We start from the raw sequence: 15,943 nt of genomic DNA, 5'->3' as shown, positions 1-15,943 counted from the left end.
CGGATTACGCCTTTAGGCTAATTCGACCTACTCGACCACGCTTCAGGTAGGTCGAGTTTACCCAAGGGCACAGAGAGGCGTAGCCGTAACCCGACATGGAGCCTATGCAGAAGGCGAGCTTAATTCGATGTCGTTTTGCATGGTTTGCAGAAGGGCCAGCACCCGCTGGCGCAGCCAGCTATGCGCCGGATCGGCGCTCTGGTCACGGTGCCAGTAGAGGTGCATTTCCAGACCGGGCAGCTCACCAGGGAAGGGTTTCAGCACCAGCCCTTGGCGGCTCAACTGTCCGGCCAGGCTAGCGGGCATGGTGAGTAGCAGGTCGGTTTGCTGCACGGTGCTCAGCGCCGCCTGATAGTGCTGGCAGCGCAAGCGAATATGCCGGCGGTAACCCTGCCGTGCGAGACCGAAATCTTCCAGCCCCGGCCCTTCGCGGCGGGACGACACCAGCACATGCTGAGCGGCCAGATAATCCGGCAGGTCCATGCCTTGGGCCAATGGATGCGATTCGCGCATCATCACCACCAACGGCCCCTGCAGCACCGCCTGATGCTCGATGGCTTCCGGCAGCGCCAGCATCACGTCGCAGGCCAAGTCCAGCCGGCCGCTGGCCAGCTCGGTGGCCATTTGCCGGCGGCTCACCGTGAGTGATTGCAACTTCACGCCGGGCGCCTCATCCATAAACTGGTTCATCAGCGCCGGTAGTAGTCGCCCTTCCAGCCCATCGCGCAGGCCCAGCACAAAGGTGCGTTCGGCCTCGCTGGCATCAAAACCGCCCTCTTCACTCAGGCAGCGCTGAAACCCGCCCAGCGCATGGCGCACCGGGCTGACCATGGCGCGGGCCCTGGCGGTGGGCACCATGCGGCTGCCCTGGCGGACAAACAATGGGTCGCCCAGGCGATCACGCAGGCGCCCCAGCGCGTGACTCACCGCCGGCTGGGTCAGGTTGAGCACCTTGGCGGCGCGGGTCAGCGAGCCTTCGGTATAGATGGCATCGAAGACCACGAAGAGGTTGAGATCAAACCGCGAAACATGCATGAAACTTATCCAGAATTATTTCAATGATTCATTGGATTTATTGAAACCCGGTCTCTAGCATCGGTCAATGGGCATCTATCATTCATTTTTTTAATACAGACAGACTATGAGCACACCCTCTACGACCTCACCGCTGCGCGTCCTCATCACTGGCGGCGCCTCCGGGCTGGGCCGCGCCATGGCCGAAGCCTGGCTGCGCGATGGCGCACGCGTCCTGATCGGCGACGTGAACCAGGAACGCGCCGCAGAGACCCTGGCCGCGCTGAAAGACCTGCCCGGCGAGCTGCAATTCCAGTATCTGGATGTGCGCGACGCGGCCAGCTTCAATAACTCTCGCGAGTGGCTGGAGCAGAATTGGGGCGGCCTGGATGTGCTGGTAAACAATGCCGGGGTGGCCGGCGCCGCCCGCATCGACCGTGGCGACATGGCCGACTGGGACTGGATTTTCGATATCAATGTGAAAGGCGTGGTGCGCGGCTGCAAGGTGTTCGTGCCGATGATGAAGCGCCAGGGCAACGGTCACATCGTCAACATTGCCTCCCTGGCCGGGCTGCTGCACGCGCCGGTGATGGGTAGCTATAACGTCACCAAGGCAGGTGTGATTTCCCTGTCGGAAACCCTGCGGTTCGAGCTAGCCCCCTACGGCATTCATACCACCGTGGTATGCCCCGGCTTTTTCCGTACCAACCTGCACGAGTCCATGCGCACCCCGGAACCCGGCATGATCGAAACCGTGGACAAGCTGCTTTCCAGTGACGAGCTCAATGCCGACCAGATCGCTGAAATGATCAAGCAGGCGGTGACCAAACAGCAATTCTTTTTGTTGCCTCACAAGAGCGGTCGCCGGGCCTACTGGATGAAACGGTTTATGCCGTTCGTGTTCAACCGCATCATGTTGAAGGGCGCAGTACGCCTGCAGCGCAAACTGGAAAAAAGCGAACAGAAAAAAGAGCACTAATTTATGCCGGTGATTTATCTTATTCGTCACGGCCAGGCCAGTTTCGGCAAGGATGATTACGATCAGCTTTCCGAGCCGGGCTGGGAGCAAAGCCGTATTCTGGGCCGCGCGCTGCAGAACCAGTCCTTAGGCTTTCCCCGCTCGATCTGCGGCACCATGCGCCGCCACCGGGAAACCGCGGAGGCCACCCTGGGTGAGCTGGGCCTGCCGAAAGAGTGGCATACCGACACCGGCTTTAATGAATACAACCATGAAGAGCTGCTGGCCGTTGACTGGCCCCTGGCCACCGACCGCCCTGCGCTCACCGCCTGGTTGGCGGAGCAGGAACAACCTCGCAAGGTGTTTCAGGCTCGCTTTGAACAGGCTCTGCGTCGCTGGCAGCGCGGCGAAGGGAACTACAGTGAAACCTGGCCCGCGTTTCGTGAGCGGGTATTGGCCAGCACCTACAGCCTGGGCAACAGCCTGAGCAGCGGCGACAGCGCCCTGGTGTTTACCTCCGGCGGCGCCATCAGTGTCATCATCCAGCAATTGATGGCCCTGGATGCGGAAGCGCTGATCACCTATAACCGGAACCTGATCAACACCAGTGTGACCCGCGTGCTTGTGAATGCCGGCAAGTTGCGGCTAGTGTCAGTAAATGAACACCTGCACTTGCCCAGCGAGCAGGTGACGTATCGATGAGTTGCAAGTTGAAAGTTCAAAGTTGAAAAGCGCGGGACGGGTCCTGCAAAACGGAACGACCCAACCCGCGATTCTGATCCTCGAGTCGCGGCGACAGGGCTTATAGCTGGCTACGCGAGGGAGCCGCGTTTCAACTTTGAACTCACCCCCATGCGAACAACACAACCTTCAGCGGAGACAATAATGCCGACACGCAATAACATTCTAATCACCGGTGCCAGCTCCGGTCTTGGCGAAGGCATGGCCCGTTTGTTTGCCGCCATGGGCCGCAACTTGGCGCTGTGTGCCCGGCGCATGGATCGGCTGGAAACATTGAAGGCCGAGCTGGAAGAGAAACACCCCGGCATCAAGGTGTTAATCAAGCCGCTGGACGTGAACGACTACGACCAGGTGTTTGCGGTGTTCGATGCCTTCCGCACGGAAATGGCGGGCATCGACCGCGTGATCATTAATGCCGGCATGGGCAAAGGCCAACCGCTAGGCACCGGTTACTTCTATGCCAACCGGGCAACCGCTGAAACCAACTTCGTTGCCGCCCTGGCACAGACGGAAGCGGCCATGGAAATCTTCCGCGCCCAGAACAGTGGCCACCTCGTGATGATTTCCTCCATGAGCGCCATGCGCGGCATGAAGAAAAACCTGACCACCTATGCCGCCACCAAGGCCGGCGTAGCCATGCTGGCGGAAGGCCTGCAAATGGAGCTGAAAGACTCCCCCATCAAGATTTCCACTATTTTCCCGGGCTTTATTCGTTCCGAGATCAACGAAAAAGTGAAAAATACCCCGTTCCTGGTGGACACCGAAACCGGCTGCAAGGCACTGGTGAAAGCCATCGAGAAAGAAAGCAAAAACGCGTCCGTTCCCGGCTGGCCCTGGGGGCCAATCGGTTTCGCTATGCGCAACCTGCCGCTGGGGATGGTCGGAAAAATCATGTAAGAAGAGATGCTGCACGCGACACGCTTCACGCAACAACGCGATGATGATTTGATGTTTTTATAAAGACAAGAGGCCGCGCCCCATTTCTGGGCGCGGCCTCTTGCGTTTCAAACGCTTAAAACTCTGTTCCGTGTTCTCCCGTGAAGCGTGTTACGTGCTGCAGCTATTTCCACTTCATTATTGGCGCCCATTCGCGCCAATCATCTTCCGCCTGCCGGTAAAGATCGAACCGCTCTCCAGCCTTGGCCAGGGGACCCGCTTCTGGCGGGGTGGCGAAGCTGATACCGCCGCGCAGTAAATTTTCCAGGGAACTGGCCTGCACTTCCGCGCCTTTAAATAGCCCAACATCAACAGTGAGGCCGGAGCTATTCCAGAAGCGGGTATTGCTGCGTACGAGCCTTGCGTACTTCGGCTCGACGATCGCCTGAATTTCAACGAAACGGCCATCCTGACTAAGCTCGCTTTCGCCGATAGTTCCGACCTGAAGATCACGGTAATAAATTTTCCGGCCTTTCTTTAGGGAGCCCAACTCATTAGCCACCAAGGTCACCTTCAAGCCCAAATTGGGCTGTTGTTCCGGTGGTGTTTCCAACCCTTCGAATTCTTTTTTGGGCTCCCCTTCCCCGGGCTCCACAGCAATGTATTTCCCTGAGACAAGCGTATCCAGATTTCGCGCTCCGGCGATGCCCAGTTCCGGCTCCACAATCCAGAAGCGGCTTTTTTCCTGGGCGAGTTTTTCTGCGTCTCGATTCAGGCTGGCGTGGACGGTAACGTGCTTCAGGTCATCGCTAAGCACTATTTCATCCACACTCCCCACCGGCACACCCCGGTAACGCAGGTCTACCCCCGGCTTGATACCGGAGCCGTTTTCAAAGGTAATTTCGATCTGCACATCCCGCTGCAACAGTTGGTCGTACAGCAACCAGCCAGCCACCAGCAGGCTGATCAGTGGCACCAGCCAAATTGGCGATGGCCAGCGGGAATGTTTCACTTCAGGCGTCTCCATGATCCGCTCCGTCCGTTTTTTTAATCCATAATTGTTGGGGAGAAAAAGCGTGTGCGGACAACATAGTCAGCACCACCGCCAGGGCAAAAGCCAAAATACCCGGCTCTGGCTTCACCGTTGCCAAGTTGCCAAATTCCACCACCGCCGCCAGCAACGCCACCACGAAAACATCCAGCATGGACCAACGGCCAATCCAGTACACCAACCGATAAGCGCGGGTGCTGATCAACGGATTAGTTTCGTGGGGAACACGCCAGTAGATGACCGCCAGCACCAACACCTTGAAAAACGGCACTAGCAGGCTGGCCACAAAAACGATAATGGCGATACCCGGCATGCCGGCTTCGAACAGTTGCCAGATGCCATCGGCAATGGTGCTGGCCTTACCACTCCCGGCGTCAGTGACGGCCATGATCGGCAGCACATTGGCCGGCACCAGCCAGACCATGGCGGCGATCAATAACGACCACGCCAGGGCCTGTTGCTGCCCGGGCAGCGCCTTAGTGTCCATGGCGCGCCTCCAGCAATCGCTGCAATTGATCCGGCTGTGCAAGGGTTTCAACGATCAGGCGCAACAACACGGCCACCACCAAACAAAACAGGCCCGGCCCCGCGGTCACCGTGGCCATATCGCCCAGCTTGGTCATGGCAATCAGGATGCCGAGCAGAAAAATATCGGTCATCGCCCATTCCCGGCTTTGCCGGTAAATCTTCATCCAGAAGGGGTCCGGCAACACCGCCGACTGACTGCCCGCACGGGCCGCCCACAACAATCGCCCTGCCGATAACAAATTCAGTAACGGCATCACCACCAAGGTAAACAACAGCAGGATACCGACAGGGAAATAAACGCCTTCCATGAGCCGCAATACACAATCGAGAAGGCTGGCCTGACGGTCCAGGCCGAGATTCTCCAGACGCATCAGCGGCAGGATGAGTGCGGGTAACCACAACACGGCGGTGGCGACGGTGAGAGCAAGCAGGGAGTCGGGGCGCAACGCCCAAGCGCCACTGAGCTGGGAATCACAACGGGGACAGCGCCAGGCACCACGGGCACGGCGGGAAGGCACAGCAAGCGAAGTGCCGCAATCCGGGCACTGCAGTGCGTCAGCAGACATGGACTTCCCTTCCCTGTGTTCCGGCACAGCCACCTCCTTGGAATAACCGTACCAGAATGACGACAAAAGCGCCGAAAGAACGTGAAGGGCGCTGGAATTTTACGGAGTTTTAAAGAGATGCATCACGCGACACGCTGCAGGCAACAACGCGATCAAGGCTTGCCGTTTTATAAACGTGAGAGGCCGCGCCCGGAATAAGGGCGCGGCCTCTCACCTATCGAAACCTGTACGGCTCCGCTTCGCGCTGTTGCGTGAAGCGTGGCGCGTGCAGCGTCTCAATCCAGTGGCCCCGGGGTCTTCTTGCGTTTCACCGTGGCGAAACCGCCTTTGGTATCCTGGGTGGGCGGTTTGGCATTGCGTTTGGGCTTAGCCGCTTTTTTCTTGGCGCCGGATTTCTTGATGCCTTTCTTGGCATCTTCTTTCTTCTTCATTTTTTTCTTTTTGTTACCGGCGGCCTTGCCGTTGGACTTCAGGTTTTTCGGCCCCAGGAAGTTACCACGCAGGGCTTCTACCAAACGGTATTCAAAATTCTGGCGCAGGTAACGCTGAATGCTCGCCATCAGGTTCCATTCATGGGCGGCGATCAGGGAAATCGCGGTGCCTTCACCGCCTACCCGGCCGGTACGGCCAATGCGGTGTACGTATTCATCACCACTGCGGGGCATATCAAAGTTGATCACCAGATCCAGGTTATCCACGTGGATCCCCCGGGCGGCCACGTCGGTAGCGACCAGCACCTTCACGGCGCCGGCTTTGAGGCGATCCATGGCCAGCTTGCGGTCTTTCTGGTCTTTCTCACCGTGCAATACGAACACTTTCAGGTTGGAGGCCACCAGCACCCCGCCAAGCCGGTCGGCTTGTTCGCGGGTGTTGGTGAACACCACCGCTTTTTCGTAGCTTTCGTTGGCCAGCAACCATTGCACCAGCCGTTCCTTGTGCTTCACGTCGTCGGCGGTGATGACTTGCTGGCTAACGGATTCATTCAGGTCGCGCACGGAATCGAGCACCAGCGATTTGGGATCACGGAGTACGCTGCTGATCATATTCTCCATGGCGTTACCGCCGCTGGTGGCGGAGAACAGCAGGGTCTGCCGCTCGGGCCGGCATTCTGCGGCCAGACGCAGCACGTCGTCGTTGAAGCCCATGTCGAGCATGCGGTCGGATTCATCCAGCACCAGCATTTCCAGGTCCTGCAGAAGCAGGTTACCGGCATCCAGATGCTCGATAAGGCGGCCCGGAGTGCCAATCAGAATTTCCGGGTTCTTGCGCATCTTGGCGGCCTGCACTTTGAAATCTTCGCCGCCGGTCAGCAGTTCCGCCTTGATGAAGGTGTAACGGCCCAACGCCTCGACCTGCTTGAGGGTCTGCTGGGCCAACTCACGAGTCGGCAGCAGGATCAGGGCGCGGGTATCGGTACGCGGGCGGGAATACTGGAGCAGCTGATGCAACATGGGCAGCAGGAAGGCTGCGGTTTTACCGCTGCCGGTGCGGGCCACTACGCGTAAATCACGGCCTTCAAGCGCCGCCGGAATCGCTGCCGTCTGGACCGGGGTCGGGGTGGTAATTTCCAGCTCGCCAAGCGCCTTGACCAGGCGCTCGTGCAGGTTCAGGTCGGCAAACGAAGACATAACAGGCTAACTCCATGAATAAGGCGGCCATTGTAGCATCCGAGGGAGTTTAAAGTTCAAAGTTAAAAGTTGAAACGCGGTGATCCGCACCTCTCAGCCGGAGAGGTTATTGCTTCGCGCTGGCCACATAGCTTGAACCGGGGCTCCGCCAACCAGCCCACCAAGTGCCCTGCCCGCACCTTTCAACTTTTAACTTTCCACTTTCAACTCAGTCTCCCACCCGGGCAAAACGGGGCTGCACCTTGCCGTCGCGGTCCACGGTTTCGGTGAACATGGCCAACGGGCGCACCCACAGGGCCTGATCGCCGTAGAGCGGGTGGTAGACCACCACGGTTTCACCGCTTTCGGAATGGGTCGCCACACCGATCACCTGGTACTCATTACCTTTGAAATGCCGGTAGCGGCCGGGCTTCAGGTCACTCATGGCAATTCTCCGGGTAACGGGGTGCGGGGCAGCCGCTCGGCGATGGCCGCCAGCACCAGCGGGTTCCAGGGTAGCCCCACATGGGTCCCCTGCACTTCCACGTTTTCTGTCATGGGGCCCTCCTCTTCCTGGCTGCACTGCCAGGCCACGATGCCGTCTTCACGGGTAAAGATGGCCGTGCACGGCACCGGCGGCGCCGCTATGCGTTGATTGAACGCATCCCGGTCCGCCGGCGGGCGGTTCGGGTTAAACAGATTGAAGAGCGTGGAGACGTTGTTGGCCTCCGGGTCGCCATTGATGGGGCTGCCCAGGGTAAATACCTGACTCACCTGATCCGGGAAGGCCCGCGCCAGCTCCCGGGCAAACACGCCGCCCAGACTCCAGCCGATCAGCGCCACCGGCTGCCCATGGCGGGTATTGATCGCCTGCAACTGCGTAACTAACAGCTTTTTACGTTTGCTGTTCATGCCCAGATTGGTGCCCTGAGCCCAACCGTAGACGTTATAGCCCAGGCTGCTCAGCGCCTTTCTTAATGGCCGCGTACTGACATCGCTGGCGCCAAAACCCGGCAAAATCAACACGGGCTGGCCCTTGCCCCGTGGCAGCTCACGATGGCCGAGCCCGCGCAGCAAATAGCGCCCATAGGCCCACGCGGCGCGGCTTTCGCCGAGCAACAGCCTGATAGATGGTGGTGCAATCGTTATTGTCATTTCTGGCCCTCCGGCCTTTTCCCGGCGCCTTGGGCAAGGAGGATCAACACCCTGCCGGCAACGGCGCATTTGCAACAATGGTAACCTGTCCATAAGGGTCGGGGATGGCTGACTGGCGGCAGTCTACAGCCAGAGAGTCAATGATTTGCCGGGGAACAGTCGGCGGCGAACACAGTCATACCCTGCCAACAGGATGCGAAATGGCATCCTCCGTTTTCCGCACAAGGCTTTCACGCACAAGGAGCGCCCATGAAAAAAGGACTCATCGCTTTCATTACCGCCTCACTGCTAAGCAGCACAGGCTTGGCCGTGGCCAAATCACCGGACAGTCCAAAAGTATTCGGCTGGGTGGAAAAATCCACCTTGGTGCCTTGGGGCGTGGAATTAAAAACCAAGTTGGATAGTGGCGCGCTCACCTCTTCCCTGCATGCCACAGATGTAGAAAGTTTTGAAAAAGACGGTGACGACTGGGTACGCTTTACCGTGAACGTCGAAGACCAGCACACCGGCAAAAAAGTGGAAAAAACCTTCGAGAAGCCTCGCTACCGCAAGGTCACCATTCGTGGTGCCGGCGGCACAGAGCGCCGGGCGGTTGTGCTGATGAAGGTGTGCATGGGTAATACCGTGTACGAAGAACAGTTCACCCTGAACGACCGCTCCGACATGAATTACCCGGTATTGCTGGGTCGTCGCACCATTTCCCACCTGGGCTATTTGGACGTGACACAGACCTTTCAGCAATCACCACAGTGTGATGAGAATTCACCGGTGAAGCTGGATAAGGATCAACAGGACGATGAGGATATTAATGACTAACGCAAGATGCCTCACGCCTGACGCACCACGCAACAACGCGGGTTAACCCTCTTGGGGCTTGCAAGACCGTGCCCGCGCAAAAACCTTTAGCGCGGGCACGGCGTTGCTGAACAAGATCACACTCTTCGCGTTGTTGCGTAATGAGTGTTGCCTGATGCATGCAGCGTGAAGCGTCTCTTTTAAACCTCAAAATAGCCGTACAGGCTGTCCAGCGCTTCGCGCAGTACCTTGCCCTGCAAGCTGATGCGCGCCTGCAGTTCTGCTACCGCGTCTTCCGCATCCAGCGCATCGATATTTTCCTGCAGCAGATCCAGCGGCTTGATGCGCTTGATCTCCAGCTTTTCGTTGATATCCAATTCCAACGAATCCTGCCACGCCAGATTGATACGGGTGGCGACCATGCCGGTTTCCAGGTGCGCGAGGATTTCTTCCTGCCCCAGATCCACGGCGGTGAACTTCACCGCAGCACCTTCGTCCTTGACGCCCTTCAGTTCACAGCGATCACCCAGTGTGAAACCTTCCGGCAACAGCTTGGTATCGCGCAGCCAGTTACTGAAACTGGTGTAGGGGGCAGAATTCGGCGCCGGGTACGCCACAGGCAGGGAGCCGATGGCTTTACGCAGGCAGGCGATCACTTCTTCGCCGCGACTGGCGGAGGAAGAATCCACCATCACCCGCTTGCGCTCGGTATCGATCAGCAGCGAAGTGCGCCGTGAGCGGGTGAACGCCCGCGGCATCAGTTCAAAGGTAATCTGCTCTTTCAGGTCCGCCTTTTCCTTACGTCCCACCTTGCGACCCTCTTCCTGCTGGATGTGCTCCACTTTTTCATCCAGCAGCTCCTTGATCACCGGCCCAGGCAGCAGACGGGCCGTTTCCTGGTAGGTGCAGAAAATGAACCCGTCCACCGCGTAGGCCATGGGATCCTGCCCCTTGAGAGGCGGCACAAAGCCTTCCGTGCGTTCGGTCTGTGAACCGCACGGCTGGCAGCGGTTCTGATCCAGAATCTCATCCAGTTCGGCCACGGAGCAGGGGAAGGCTTCTTCGCCCACAAAGACAGTCAGGTTCTTGATCCACATAGAGTTTTCCAAAAGCAGGGGCAGTGAGAAAAGGCACTGCCGATAATGAGGGTGGCCAACGCCGGTCGGCCACAGTAGCGAAATGCCGGGGGCGGCTCAAGCAGGGAAACCACTGGGGCCAAGAATCAGGAAAGAGAACCCTGCGGAGAATCGAGCAAGGATTCAACGGGAACCCAACAGGGGGGTGCAAAGTCCCTGTAGTAGGGTTGCAGATTGTTTCCCGTCCCGGCGGCCACAAGCTAGCCGGGGGTCGTACGCTTTACAGGAGCAAACCATGAAAACGCTGACCTTCGATAATGGCGACACCCTGCCCATGCTCGGCCTGGGCACCTGGAAATCGGAACCCGGCCAGGTGTACAAGGCCGTGAAGAGCGCCATTGAAACGGGCTTCCGTCACATCGACTGCGCCCATATTTACGGCAACGAAGAGGAAATCGGCCAGGCCCTGAGTGACGTGTTTGCCGCCGGGACGGTAACGCGCGAAGAGTTGTGGATCACCTCGAAGCTGTGGAACAGCGACCATGCCCCGGACGATGTTCAGCCTGCACTGGAAACCACCCTGCGCAACTTGCAGCTGGATTATCTGGACCTTTACCTGATGCACTGGCCGGTGGCCCTGAAGCCTGGCGTGCCGTTCCCCCGGTCCGCCGACGATATGGTGTCACTGAACGACCTGCCGGTGGAAACCACCTGGGCGGCCATGGAAGCACTGGTGGACAACAACCAGACGCGGCAGATCGGCGTGTCGAATTTCAGTGTAAAAAAGCTGAAGGATTTGATTGGCAAGGCACGCTACAAGCCCGCCATGAACCAGATTGAACTGCACCCCTATCTACAACAGAACCACATGCTGGCCTTCTGCCAGGAGCAAGGGATCGCGCTCACCGGCTATTCTCCGCTGGGATCATTCGATCGCCCCGCCGGCATGAAAGCCGAGGATGAGCCGGTATTGCTGGAAGACCCCATCATTCAGGAAATCGCTGACCGCCATGGCGCCAGCCCGGCACAGGTGCTAATCAGCTGGGCACTGCACCGCGACACCGTGGTGATCCCCAAGTCCGTGAATCCGGAGCGCCTGAAGCAGAATCTGGCCGCCGCCGAACTGTCACTCAGTGACGCGGACATGGATGCCATCCGCACCCTGGATAAGCACCGCCGCTACGTGGACGGCGGCTTCTGGGCACAGCCCGGCAGTGATTACACCATTGCCAATCTATGGGATGAATAAGCGCGTACCCTAAAGAAAAGACAGACTGTCCTGTAACGACATGGCCGAACCCGGCATCTACTGGTATTCCTAACGGACACTCCGTTATCAGTACTGAAAAGGATCGGCCATGGATTACCTGCGCACCCCGGATTCCCGCTTCGAGCGGTTGCTCGACTACCCCTTCGAACCCAACTACCTGGACGTGGGCGGATTACGCATGCATTACGTGGATGAGGGGCCAGCTGATGGCAAGCCCATTCTAATGCTGCACGGGGAGCCAACTTGGTCGTATCTGTATCGGCACATGATTCCGATCTGCGCTGCGGCGGGCCACCGGGTGATTGCCCCGGACCTGATCGGTTTCGGCAAATCCGACAAACCCACGGACATTAACGCCTACAGCTACCAAAGCCACATGGACTGGGTGAAGTCCCTGCTCGACCAACTGGAACTCACCGACATCACCCTGGTGTGTCAGGACTGGGGCTCACTGATTGGGTTGCGCATGGCCGCAGAGAATGAATCCCGTTTCCGCGCCATTGCGGTGGGCAACGGTATGTTGCCTACCGGGGACCAACAGGCCCCCAAGGCCTTCCATATTTGGAAAGCCTTCGCCATTCACAGCCCAGTCTTGCCGATCTCCCGAATCGTTAACACCGCCACTTTCCGTAAGCTCGGCCCGGATGAAATCCGCGCCTACGAGGCGCCGTTCCCCAGCAGCAAATACAAGGCCGGCGCTCGGGCTTTCCCCAAGCTGGTACCGGTAACGCCGAACGACCCGGCCACGGGAGCCAACCGTGCCGCCTGGAAGGCGCTGGAGCAATGGAAGAAACCATTCCTGACCACCTTTAGCAACGGCGACCCGATTACCCGCGGTGGTGACAAATACATGCAAGAGCGCGTTCCCGGCGCCAAGGGGCAGCCGCACCAGACATTGGTGGGCGGGCATTTCTTGCAGGAAGACTCCCCAGTGCAGTTTGCCCAGGCAGTGAATGACTTGCTGAAAGGGATCGACTAAACCCTTTGCGTGGGAGCCAGCCTGCTGGCTCCCACAATGGGCGGCGATCAGGCGGTTTGCAGGCCGGGCTCGGCGCTGCGCGCCCGGGTTTGTACGTCCATCCCTGGCAGGAACTGACCAAAATCCCGATCTCGCCCCAGGCTCTCGTCAAACCCCTGAACACGATCATAGGCCACCCGACCATTAATAATCGTCGCGGTCACGGCATCATCATTACGCTTCACCAAACGATTCAGCGAAGTGCCTTCCAGCGGCGCCCAGCTCACCTCGTCCAATTCGTCGGTGAGCCCTTCCGGATTCACGATGACCACATCTGCCCGACTGCCCTGACGCAAGCTACCCGCCTGCAAACCAAACCAGTCCGCGAGGTCGGCGGTTACCGCATTCACCCCTTCTGCCACACTCATAAAGGGCAAACCGGCTTCCTCCGCATCGCGCACATACTTCAATAAGCGCAACGGGAAATTGTACTGAGCAATAGATTCCAGGTGTGCGCCGGAATCGGCAAAGCCCACATGGGTATACGGGCTCGCCAGCAACTTGTGCATGATTTCCGGTCGGTGATTGCCGTAATTGGTTTTCCAGCGCAGCTCATTACGGTACTGCACCGCCAGATCGAAATAGGCATCCACCGCATCCTTGCCTTCAACCGCCCCGATTTCTTCAAAGTTTTTCCCAATCAGGGACGCATCCGGGCAATCCACCACCCAGCAATCACTGAAGTCACGATGCCACAGCCCCTTGGTGAACAGGGCATTGACGTGCTTTTTGAACAGCTTGCGAAAGTCCGGGTCATCCACCTTCGCGTACATGGCATCTTCATCCTTGTAGTCGCGCAGCAATTCACCAGAAGAGAACTCTTCAAAGGCGTTCACATTCAACCCGCTGAGATGCAGGGTGAACGGCGCGGGCAGGGTCTGCCAACGGAAATCGCCACGCAAGAACCGGTTAGCCACAAAGCCACTCAAACGTGTGACCACGTTAAGCCACGGGTTGGACTTCAGGTCCAGGGCCGTCAGCATCGAGCACTTCATGGGCCGACGAAAAAGGCCGTGGGCCTGCCACAAAAAACGCACCACGTTGACTTTTTTTACCGCATCCGGCGCGCCCTGCATGACCGCATTACGGCGACGCAGAATCTTGAATAGTCGTTTAAATTCACTCCACCGTGCATACGTAGACGGCAAGGGACGTGACCAGGCCCGATCGCCATCCACCTTGTCCAGCCGGGTGGTCATCAGAGACAGGCCGACACAGCCCGCATCCAGCGCATCTTCCAGCAAGGACTCCATCTGCTGCAGCTCCTGCTCGCTGGGTTTTTCCGGCGAGGTAGCCCGCTCCAGGCCCATCACCGCCACGCGGATATCGGAATGGCCCACAAAAGACCCCACATTGGGCCCCAGTGGCAGGGCGTCATAAAAGGCACGATAGCCGCTAGCATCCCGCCAGGTTTTCTTTTCTTCGAGAATCGGCAACACCGCTTCACGGGGCACGGCTTCCACCCGGGTAAACAGGTCTGAGCAATCTTCCGGCTGGGCATTGATCATGCTGATGGAACAGGAACCGATCAGCACCGAGGTCACCCCATGACGCACGGACTCTTTGAGCGCCGGCGCCGCAATCACCTCTGCATCATAGTGGCTGTGCGTTTCCAGAAACCCGGGGGTCACCCATTGCCCAGTGGCGTCATACACCCTGGGCGCGGCACGGTCCGGCAACGGCACGTCACTGATGGTGACAACACGCCCATCACGAATACCCAGGTGGCGGATGCTGCCGTCACGGCAGCTGCCATCAAAAAACTGTCCATGATTGATCACGATGTCGTAAACGTATTGCTGCATGATGCTCCGCCGCGGTGTTGTTATTGAATGGCACGGAAAATGGCGCACACGGGCGCCAGCCTTTAACAACCATAGAGCGGGCGCGGGAACAGCACCCGGCCATTACGCGACAGGAATTGGTTAATCAGGGACAAGCAAAGCATTACCGGACCAGTTAGGCGTGGCCCGAAATTTTCCCGCGCCACTCGATGCATCGCCTCATGTCGGATTACGCTATTAGGCTAATTCGACCTACCTTATCCGCTAGATTGAGACGAATTATTGGGAAAAAGTGTCCACGAATAACGCTTCCACCTTCTCTCTGGCCCACGGCGTTTTGCGTAAGAACTTGAGGCTGGACTTCACCGACGGATCGCTGATGAAGCAATTGATACGAATGCGATCGCCCAACGCTTCCCAGCCATAATGGTCAGCCAGACGCGTCACCACAGTTTCCAGGGTGACGCCATGCAACGGATTATTTACTTGGCTCATTGGCGTCTCCGTCAGTCCGCTTTCGACAGGGCAAAGCCGTCGCGGGGGAAGTGCACCTGAATCTGGCCCACCACCGGGTCGTCCCTGCGCACCACCAGCGTACCGGCATCGCAATAGCACAGCTCGCCCAGCACCGGGTCACGGCCATAATCCGACGGGGCGACACGCACCATTTGGCCAAGCAAGGGCGCCTTTTCCACCTGTTCCGGCAAATCGCGAGGGGCAGCCTGGCGGGCAATCTCCAGCGCATCGTCAGCACTGATATCGTTGCGTGTTCCCTGACCAAACGCCTGCATCCGGTTCATCCACGCTTCAAGCTTCGGATGGCTGGCGGCAATGCTGCGCCCGGCCAGATCGCGACGAAACCAGAGGCTGTGGTATGCCGAGAAGTCCCCCGCATTAGGTGTGCTGCCAAACAGAAAATCCTGTTCCAGCATAGCTTCCATGCGGTCCAGGTGCGCGGCGACCTTACGGCGCATTTCACGGGGACTATCGGCTTTGACCTTGGATTTGCTGCCCATCTTGATCCGATCGAGCAGCAGGCGCCCCAGATCCATCAACGACGATTCTTTCAGCACGCGGCGCAGCAAGGTGAAATTCCCCGCAGTCACAATGGAGGCGAGAAAAATCTGCAGATCTACTTCGCTGACAAAGGCCTGGACCTCGTCGCTGCAGTTCTCCAGCACCAGCTCGGGCTTGTTGCCCAGCCGGGCGATTTCGCGGCTGAGGGTGCGGGTATCACAAAAGACATCGGCACCAATCTGCGCTACCGGAATTTTCCGGTAGCCACTGGCCAGAGGAGCAAGCTGCGGGCGTGGCGGCATTTCTGCCACAGTGACCGACTGCCATTGCAATCCGGCATAACCCAGCATGGCGCGGGCCTTCTCGGAAAACGGTGATAGCGTGTAGTGGTGCAGAATCAGTTCTGACATTGAAGCATCCTGAATTAAATAATCCGTATGGCGGCAAGCCTCATGTCCCGGCGCGTCAAGGTCAAGCATCCATTGCG

Annotated in this window: 17 protein-coding genes; 6 read left to right on the top strand and 11 right to left on the bottom strand. The window is 58.4% G+C overall.

Annotated elements, in window-relative coordinates; translation table 11 throughout:
- Positions 1–102 precede the first annotated feature (102 nt).
- Entirely contained in the window at positions 103–1,035 is a 933-nt protein-coding gene (locus tag ABNH18_RS11315; protein ID WP_349382910.1) for a LysR family transcriptional regulator, read from the bottom strand.
- 106 nt (positions 1,036–1,141) lie between these two features.
- Here ABNH18_RS11315 and ABNH18_RS11310 point away from each other — a divergent pair, with 106 nt between their 5' ends.
- From ABNH18_RS11310 to ABNH18_RS11300, 3 genes are all read left to right on the top strand, one after another.
- Positions 1,142–1,993, top strand: a complete 852-nt coding sequence (locus tag ABNH18_RS11310) for an SDR family oxidoreductase (RefSeq protein ID WP_349382909.1) — start codon at positions 1,142–1,144, stop codon at positions 1,991–1,993.
- A 3-nt stretch (positions 1,994–1,996) separates the two neighbouring features.
- Positions 1,997–2,674 (top strand): histidine phosphatase family protein, encoded by a 678-nt coding sequence (locus ABNH18_RS11305; protein WP_349382908.1) that lies wholly within the window; start codon positions 1,997–1,999, stop codon positions 2,672–2,674.
- Positions 2,675–2,857: 183 nt separating this feature from the next.
- Positions 2,858–3,610, top strand: coding sequence for an SDR family oxidoreductase (locus ABNH18_RS11300; protein WP_349382907.1), 753 nt, complete (start codon positions 2,858–2,860; stop codon positions 3,608–3,610).
- A gap of 163 nt (positions 3,611–3,773) precedes the next feature.
- Here the strand turns inward: ABNH18_RS11300 and ABNH18_RS11295 are convergent, their stop codons facing one another.
- The 6 genes from ABNH18_RS11295 to ABNH18_RS11270 form a co-directional block, all read right to left on the bottom strand.
- Positions 3,774–4,616: a PqiB family protein gene (locus ABNH18_RS11295; RefSeq protein ID WP_349382906.1), complete on the bottom strand. Its 843-nt coding sequence runs from the start codon at positions 4,614–4,616 to the stop codon at positions 3,774–3,776.
- Positions 4,603–5,127: a paraquat-inducible protein A gene (locus tag ABNH18_RS11290; RefSeq protein ID WP_349382905.1), complete on the bottom strand. Its 525-nt coding sequence runs from the start codon at positions 5,125–5,127 to the stop codon at positions 4,603–4,605. The genes ABNH18_RS11295 and ABNH18_RS11290 overlap by 14 nt, the downstream gene beginning before the upstream one ends.
- Complete coding sequence (locus tag ABNH18_RS11285) at positions 5,117–5,734, bottom strand: paraquat-inducible protein A (protein WP_349382904.1); 618 nt, start codon at positions 5,732–5,734, stop codon at positions 5,117–5,119. Before ABNH18_RS11285 ends, ABNH18_RS11290 begins: the two co-directional genes overlap by 11 nt.
- A gap of 275 nt (positions 5,735–6,009) precedes the next feature.
- Positions 6,010–7,362, bottom strand: coding sequence for a DEAD/DEAH box helicase (locus ABNH18_RS11280; protein WP_349382903.1), 1,353 nt, complete (start codon positions 7,360–7,362; stop codon positions 6,010–6,012).
- A gap of 208 nt (positions 7,363–7,570) precedes the next feature.
- A complete protein-coding gene (locus ABNH18_RS11275) occupies positions 7,571–7,786 on the bottom strand; it encodes a DUF1653 domain-containing protein (protein WP_349382902.1) in 216 nt (71 codons plus the stop codon).
- Positions 7,783–8,496: an alpha/beta hydrolase gene (locus ABNH18_RS11270; RefSeq protein ID WP_349382901.1), complete on the bottom strand. Its 714-nt coding sequence runs from the start codon at positions 8,494–8,496 to the stop codon at positions 7,783–7,785. Before ABNH18_RS11270 ends, ABNH18_RS11275 begins: the two co-directional genes overlap by 4 nt.
- Positions 8,497–8,745: 249 nt before the next feature.
- Here ABNH18_RS11270 and rloA3 point away from each other — a divergent pair, with 249 nt between their 5' ends.
- Positions 8,746–9,312 (top strand): retropepsin-like aspartic peptidase RloA3, encoded by a 567-nt coding sequence (gene rloA3 / locus ABNH18_RS11265; protein ID WP_349382900.1) that lies wholly within the window; start codon positions 8,746–8,748, stop codon positions 9,310–9,312.
- Positions 9,313–9,491: 179 nt separating this feature from the next.
- On the opposite strand, the gene ABNH18_RS11260 is transcribed toward rloA3, so the two are convergent.
- On the bottom strand, positions 9,492–10,388 hold the full coding sequence (locus ABNH18_RS11260) for a recombination-associated protein RdgC (RefSeq protein ID WP_349382899.1): 897 nt from the start codon (positions 10,386–10,388) through the stop codon (positions 9,492–9,494).
- Positions 10,389–10,662: 274 nt separating this feature from the next.
- On the opposite strand from ABNH18_RS11260, the gene ABNH18_RS11255 reads away from it, so the two are divergent.
- Together ABNH18_RS11255 and ABNH18_RS11250 are read left to right on the top strand one after the other, a co-directional pair.
- On the top strand, positions 10,663–11,616 hold the full coding sequence (locus ABNH18_RS11255; protein WP_349382898.1) for an aldo/keto reductase: 954 nt from the start codon (positions 10,663–10,665) through the stop codon (positions 11,614–11,616).
- A 109-nt stretch (positions 11,617–11,725) separates the two neighbouring features.
- Positions 11,726–12,616, top strand: coding sequence for a haloalkane dehalogenase (locus ABNH18_RS11250; RefSeq protein WP_349382897.1), 891 nt, complete (start codon positions 11,726–11,728; stop codon positions 12,614–12,616).
- A gap of 47 nt (positions 12,617–12,663) precedes the next feature.
- On the opposite strand, the gene ABNH18_RS11245 is transcribed toward ABNH18_RS11250, so the two are convergent.
- The 3 genes from ABNH18_RS11245 to ABNH18_RS11235 form a co-directional block, all read right to left on the bottom strand.
- Positions 12,664–14,460, bottom strand: a complete 1,797-nt coding sequence (locus ABNH18_RS11245) for an N-acyl-D-amino-acid deacylase family protein (RefSeq protein WP_349382896.1) — start codon at positions 14,458–14,460, stop codon at positions 12,664–12,666.
- A 258-nt stretch (positions 14,461–14,718) separates the two neighbouring features.
- Positions 14,719–14,934 carry a VF530 family protein gene (locus ABNH18_RS11240; RefSeq protein WP_349382895.1) on the bottom strand — a complete coding sequence of 72 codons (216 nt, stop codon included), beginning with the start codon at positions 14,932–14,934 and terminating at the stop codon, positions 14,719–14,721.
- Positions 14,935–14,945: 11 nt separating this feature from the next.
- Positions 14,946–15,866, bottom strand: coding sequence for a glutathione S-transferase family protein (locus ABNH18_RS11235; RefSeq protein ID WP_349382894.1), 921 nt, complete (start codon positions 15,864–15,866; stop codon positions 14,946–14,948).
- Positions 15,867–15,943: the final 77 nt, after the last annotated feature.

The organism is Alcanivorax sp. (assembly GCF_040118815.1).
GTDB lineage: Bacteria > Pseudomonadota > Gammaproteobacteria > Pseudomonadales > Alcanivoracaceae > Alcanivorax.
This window is presented reverse-complemented; position numbering and strand designations above follow the sequence as displayed.